The organism is Dyella sp. 01N36 (assembly GCF_056399745.1).
Map to the genome: position 1 here is coordinate 41,170 of NZ_JBFTRY010000018.1, position 6,355 is coordinate 47,524.

Sequence of the window (6,355 nt, forward strand, 5' to 3'; positions counted from 1 at the left end):
GCCGTCGTGGTGGATGCGCCGCACTTTAGCATCACGGCACCCGCGTGAAATCCATGATCCAGTTGACCTCCCAGGTCTTGCCGTCGTCGGCCGAATAAGCCTGTTCCCAGTGCGCCGTGGTCGGTGTGATCCCGGACCACACGAAGCCCACGCGTATGGGTTTGCCGCGCAGCGTGTCGGTMGCGTAGAACGTGCCGACGCCGTGCTCGAAATGTCCCTTCACCGGCGGATCGAGTTGTCCGAACGGATCGCGTCCGTCCAGCCACCAGATGGCCCACTGCGCGGTCTTGGGATCATAGGAACGCAGGCCGACGCCGCGGTAGGTGCCCTTGGGCGTGTTGAACACGTTGTCGTCGACATTGGCATAGCCGTCCATCAGCGGGCGCATGCTGAGCGTGCCGTCGAACTCGTCCCAGTCATGACTGTTGGCGAGCTTTTCCTTGAGCTTGCGATGATGGCCGCGCCAATTGCCCACCAGAAAATCAAAATCGTGCAGGCCGGCGAGATTGGGTTTGGCCTGGCTGGCATTGGGCGTGTCCTGCTTGGCCTGCACGGGTAGGGCCGCAGCAGCAATGCAGGCCGCAAGCGCAGCGATCAACACAACGCGGAAACCATTCATAAGAGAGTCCTTCTGCCATGGTGGCCCGGTGCCCGTTCGATCTCCGCCTGGGCCGAATGCGGAGGGTTGTCAACGACGCTCAATCGAAGCGATCAGCGCACGTCACTCCCATTGGTTCGCGTTCTTGGGAAATCCTGGACGTTGCACGCGCACCACGCAGAAGCGCTGCCCCGTCGGCGCCTGCATCACCACCCAACGTTCGAGGCGATCCACCACGTGAGCGCCCAGCTTTTCCAGACGTGCCACTTCGGCGGGAATGTCATCGGTTTCGATGTCGAGGTGGACGCGGCTCTGGTGCGCCACGCGCTGGATCTGCACGATGGCTTCGTCAGGCGGCGTCTCCAGCATGCGGTAGTTGCCACGGCTGCCGGGATGACCAAGGTCGATCGGGCGCCCCAAGGCTTGCGCCCAGAACTGTGCCGCCTCGTCGACATCCGGCGTGTGGCAATCGATGAGCAAGGCACAAAGACGGGAGTAGTGCATAAGCGTCCTCCTCCATACGGTTCCAACGGCGTGCGAGGGTTCTGCCGGGTGGACGTGCATCGCTGAGGATAAAGCCCCGGCGGAACGCGATGACATAGCCAAAGGGCTTGGACAACCGGCAAAAATTGGACATGGACAGCGACTAGGCCTTTTGTCGGATGCCAGCGCGTACTCACTCTCCCACTAAACCCGGAGGCCCAGTATTTTCAGTGGCATAGCGTAACCGGAGCATGCGCTGCCGGGCAGTGATGGGGGCAAATCGCCGCGCCGACTGTGTCAGGGGTCACAAATTCCTACCCTGCTCATGTACACAAATGTCACGACACCGTGGACAATGTCCGGATCACCACTCCGGAGGGGAACCGGAACCATGACTCATAGCGATGCTGCGGGCCGTCCCGTGGCCCAACTGCTTGTTGTCACTCGTAGCCTCGTGGAGCTGACCGATCGCGCCGTTTCCGACAGCGAGCTGTCGCATGCGGCAGCCGACGTGCTGGTGTTTGCGGCACGCCAGGCGGCTCGACTGGTGGAAGACGTGGTGAGCCTGCGCTCGCGCGATCCCGATGGCGCGACGGCCTTCGTGCAGTGCTCCAGCAGCAGCGACCTGGACCGTGCCTATAGCGACCTGGAATGCCTGGCCGAAGCGGCCGGCATGATCCGCGCGCACGGCATCGGCTCGCAATACCGCGCACACCTGGCTTACCTGATGCGCTATGCCGCCGAGTCGGCCTGCAGCGCGCTGGAACGTGCGGAGCACTCGATGAATCTGGCCGACATCACCAGCCTCGCCAACACCTGGGCGATGGACGCGCACAACTGAGGCACGCGCCCTCGCCTCCCGCAGCAAGCGCGATTTAGTTCTTGCCGGCGGCTGCCGGCGGCGCGGCCTGCTCCAGCGGACCCACCGTGACATGACCGGACCAGCCATCGAAAACATTGATGGCCGCGGTGTCCACCATCTTCATCACCATCTGCACCGGCGGGCAGGCGCTCGCATCGGCGTTGGGCCTGGACGGATCGTTCATGCCTGCCATGCAGTACTTCGCCCCCTGATTGGTCAAGCGATTAAGCATGGCCATGCCATCGGCATAGCGGCGCTCGGCGCGCGGCCCGGCGGTGGCGTCGCCATACACCGGGCGCAGCTTGGCAAGCTCCTGCTCGGCCGCCTTGCGCTCCACGTCCGTCGCACTCTTCCAGGCCGTGTCGTGCGCCTGCTGGAAGTTGGAGTTTGGTCGCTCCGAGGCCAGCGCCAGCCAGGCCAGTCCCAAGGGCCGATTCACCGGCTGGTGATCGCCATTGAGCGCCATGATGCCCAGCACGTACTGCGCCGGCTTGCTGGCCCAGCTGGCCGCCGTGGTGAAGAAGCGCTGCGAGATCTCGTAATGCCCCAGGCCAAAGTTCTGCGAACCCAGGCAGTAGTAATAGTCGCCGGGCAGGAATTTCTCTTCGCCGGACACGCAGCGTGCGTTGGCCAGATCGGCGTCGGTGGGCGGCGTGTCCGTATCGGCGGTGCTCGCAGCACTGGTCTGCGCGCCGACCGGCGACGCCATGGATGCCATCAGCGCGACCAGCGTCATCGCCCAGATCTTGTTTTGCCATCCCTGCATGGTGCTGCCCTCGGTAGTGATGTGTCGTTCGACGAACGGCACATCGTAACGTTGCAGGGCATCCACGGGATGACGAAAAAGCGAAGTATTTTCTTGCGCTTACGCGGTGCCTCGGCGCATGAAGGCGCGGACGGCGGTGCCTCGTCGCGTGATGTCAGACATATGTTCCTAGGCACACATCCGCGCACCATCACGACGAGGCGCGCGCATTGTGGCGATCGCCGTCCTGCGCTTTCTTGCGTCCAATCGCATTTCAGATGTCATGTCCTCTGGCATCTGCCCCGCGTGACGAAGCACGCACTGGGAGTGCCACCAGCACCACAGCTGGTGCGGCCGCCAAGCTTGATCGTCACCCCGTGCGCCGACGCAAGCAGGCCTGCGCGGGCCCCACCACCTCTCGCCATCTGCGACAGCCCGGCCCGATCATGCGGGACATCCGTCGCCGCCTCAGCGAGAATGCATCCATGAGCGAGTCGCCCCATTGCCTGATGTGAGCCACACCCTCGAGCTGCCCCTGGAGAGCCCGATCCAGCCGGGCCTGATGGTCATCCATGGCAACCGCATGGAGGATCTGCGCGACCTGCTGACCGCGTGGCTGGCGCGCGCGCCGCTGCGCCCACTGGAAGACGAGCTGATGCTGGTGCAGAGCAACGGCATCGCGCAGTGGCTCAAGTGGGCGCTGGCGCGGCCGGCCGATGCTGGCGGGCTGGGCATCAGCGCCGCCATCGACGTGCAACTGCCCGGCCGCTTCCTGTGGGCCGCCTATCGCAGCGTGCTGGGGCGCGACGCGGTCGCCACCACCTCGCCGTTCGACAAATCACGGCTGAGCTGGCGCCTGCTGCGCCTGCTGCCCGCGCACCTGCACGAAGCCGACTTCGCGCCGCTGCGCGATTTTCTCCGCGACGACCCGGACGAACGCAAGCGCTACCAGCTGGCCGAGCGCGTGGCCGACCTGTTCGATCAGTACCAGGTGTATCGCGCGGACTGGCTCACCGACTGGGAGCACGGCCGCTACGAACTGCGCGACGAGCTGCGCGGCAAGCACACGCCGCTGCCCGCCGATCAGCGCTGGCAGGCGCGGCTGTGGCAGCTGCTGCTCGATGACGTCGGCGATGAGCGCCACAACCATCGCGCCGCCGTGCATCAGGCCTTTATCGAACGCATCGCCGGCATGACGACCCGCCCCGCCACGCTGCCGCGACGCATCGTGGTGTTCGGCATCTCCTCGCTGCCGCAGCAGACGCTGGAAGCGCTCACCGCGTTATCGCGCCACTGCCAGGTCATGCTGCTGGTGGCCAATCCCTGCCGGCACTACTGGGCCGACATCATCGAGGATCGCGAGCTGCTCAAGGCCAGCCAGCGTCGCCACGGCCTCAAGCCCGGCCTGCCGGATGAACCGCGCTTCGAAGATCTCCACCTGCACGCCAACCCGTTGCTGGCGGCGTGGGGCCGGCAAGGGCGCGATTACATCCGCCTGCTGGACGCGTTCGATCGCCCCGAGGGCTATCGCAACCAGTTCGCCGCGTGGAACCGCAGCATCGACCTGTTCGCCGATACCGACGGCAGCACGCTGTTGCGCCAGATGCAGCAAGCGATTCTGGATCTCGATCCGCTGCCGGCCGATGCAGCGCAACGCAAGCCATGGCGGCACGACGACATGTCGCTGCGCTTCCACATCGCGCATAACCCGCAGCGCGAAGTGGAGATCCTGCACGACCAGCTGCTGGCGATGTTCGAAGACGCAGCGCGACGCGGCGAGCCACTGTCACCGCGCGACGTGATCGTGATGGTGCCGGATATCCAGACCTATGCGCCGCATGTGCAGGCCGTGTTCGGCCGCCTGCCGGCCGACGATGCGCGCTATCTGCCGTTCTCCGTTGCCGACCAGCCGTCGCGTGGCGCCGTGCCGTTGATGGTGGCGCTGGAACATTTGCTGTCGCTGCCCGAATCGCGTTTTACCGTCAGCGATTTGCTCGACCTGCTCGACGTCCCCGCACTGCGTGCACGCTTCGACATCGACGACAACGGACTCCCCACGTTGCGCCGCTGGATCGAAGGCGCGGGCATACGCTGGGGGCTGGATCGCGAACAAAAGCAGAGTCTCGAACTGCCTGGCGTGGAGCAGAACACCTGGCGCTTCGGCCTGCGCCGCATGCTGCTCGGTTACGCCGTCGGTGAAGGCGATACGTGGCACGGCATTGCGCCGTATGGCGAGGTGGGCGGTCTCGATGCCGCGCTGATCGGCCCGCTCACACTGCTGCTCGATCAGCTCGAGCGCTGCTGGGCGCGCATGCGCGAACCGGCGACGCCGGGCCAGTGGCACCAGTGCCTGCAGCAGTTGCTGATCGATTTCTTCGATGCGGACGATCCCTCCGACAGCGACCGGCTCACGCGCTTGAACGATGCGCTGGACGAATGGCGACAGGCCTGCGAGGACGCACAATTCAGCCTTCCGCTGCCACTGAACATCGTGCGCGAGCATTGGCTGGCATCGATGGACGAAAGCCGCCTCTCGCAACGTTTCATGGGCGGCGCGGTGAGCTTCTGCACGCTGATGCCGATGCGCGCGATCCCGTTCCGCGTGGTGTGCCTGCTCGGCATGAACGATGGCGACTATCCCCGACGCCAGGCGCCCGCCGATTTCGATCTGATGGCCCAACCCGGCCATGCGCGTCCGGGCGATCGTTCGCGACGCGAAGACGATCGCTATCTGTTCCTCGAGGCGCTGGCCTCCGCGCGCGACGCGCTTTACGTCAGCTGGGTGGGGCGCAACGTGCGCGACAACAGCGTGCTGCCGCCATCCGTCCTGGTCGGCCAGCTGCGCGACTACGTGGCCGCCGGTTGGTGTGGYGACGGCGATGACGCCAGCGATGATCACGCTGGCGAGCGCCTGCTCGAAGCCATGACCACGATTCATCCGCTGCAGCCCTTCAGCCGTCGTTATTTCAGCGCCGACGCGGATGCGCGCCTGTTCACCTATGCACGCGAATGGCGCCAGGCTCATCGTGGTCACGACGAGGCGATCCATGCAGCGCTCGCCCCCTGGCAGCCGGATGCCGCCATCAGCATCGGTTTGTTGCAGAGTTTCGTGGCGCGCCCCGTTCGCCACTTCTTCAATCACCGCCTGAAAGTGCACTTCGCCGTGCGCGACGAAGAAACGATGGACGATGAGCCGTTCGGCCTGGATGCGCTGGAACGCCATGTTGCGATGACCAGCGTGCTGCGCAGTGCGATGGCGGCTTCCGACGTGCGCGCCGCCGTCGACGTCGCCACCAGGCAACTGGTGGATCAGGGCGACCTGCCGCCGGGCGGCTTCGGCGAGTTGGCGCGCGACGCGCTCACGCGCGAAAGCGGCGATCTCGCGTCGCGCTGGCTGGCTGCCTGCGAGCAACGGCCGCTGGTGGACGAAAAGATCGAGGTGCTGCACGAGGCGCATGGCGTGCGACTCGAAGACTGGCTGTCGGATCTGCGACAAGACGGGCATGGCGGCTACACGCGACTGGAGCTGGTGACCGGCAAATTGCTGCAGAAAGGCGACATCCGCTACGACAAGACCATTTCCGCCTGGGTGATCCATGTGGTGGCGCACGCGCTCGGCCTGCGCCTGCACACCCGCATCATCGGCGTGGACGCCACGCTGTTGATG

5 protein-coding genes are annotated in these 6,355 nt (G+C 65.4%); 2 read left to right on the forward strand and 3 right to left on the reverse strand.

All coding sequences use genetic code 11. From position 1 onward, the window contains the following. Positions 1-31 precede the first annotated feature (31 nt). Both AC1DMG_RS06565 and AC1DMG_RS06570 read right to left on the reverse strand, forming a co-directional pair. Positions 32-619, reverse strand: coding sequence for a hypothetical protein (locus tag AC1DMG_RS06565; protein WP_477180327.1), 588 nt, complete (start codon positions 617-619; stop codon positions 32-34). A 102-nt stretch (positions 620-721) separates the two neighbouring features. After that, complete coding sequence (locus tag AC1DMG_RS06570) at positions 722-1,102, reverse strand: VOC family protein (RefSeq protein WP_477176397.1); 381 nt, start codon at positions 1,100-1,102, stop codon at positions 722-724. A 370-nt stretch (positions 1,103-1,472) separates the two neighbouring features. On the opposite strand from AC1DMG_RS06570, the gene AC1DMG_RS06575 reads away from it, so the two are divergent. After that, positions 1,473-1,922, forward strand: a complete 450-nt coding sequence (locus tag AC1DMG_RS06575) for a hypothetical protein (RefSeq protein WP_441603596.1) — start codon at positions 1,473-1,475, stop codon at positions 1,920-1,922. A 34-nt stretch (positions 1,923-1,956) separates the two neighbouring features. Here AC1DMG_RS06575 and AC1DMG_RS06580 read toward each other — a convergent pair whose 3' ends face one another. Further along, a complete protein-coding gene (locus AC1DMG_RS06580; protein ID WP_477176396.1) occupies positions 1,957-2,775 on the reverse strand; it encodes a hypothetical protein in 819 nt (272 codons plus the stop codon). A 424-nt stretch (positions 2,776-3,199) separates the two neighbouring features. Here AC1DMG_RS06580 and recC point away from each other — a divergent pair. Then, positions 3,200-6,355: exodeoxyribonuclease V subunit gamma (gene recC / locus AC1DMG_RS06585; protein ID WP_477180328.1), on the forward strand; the 3,156-nt coding region annotated here is incomplete at its 3' end.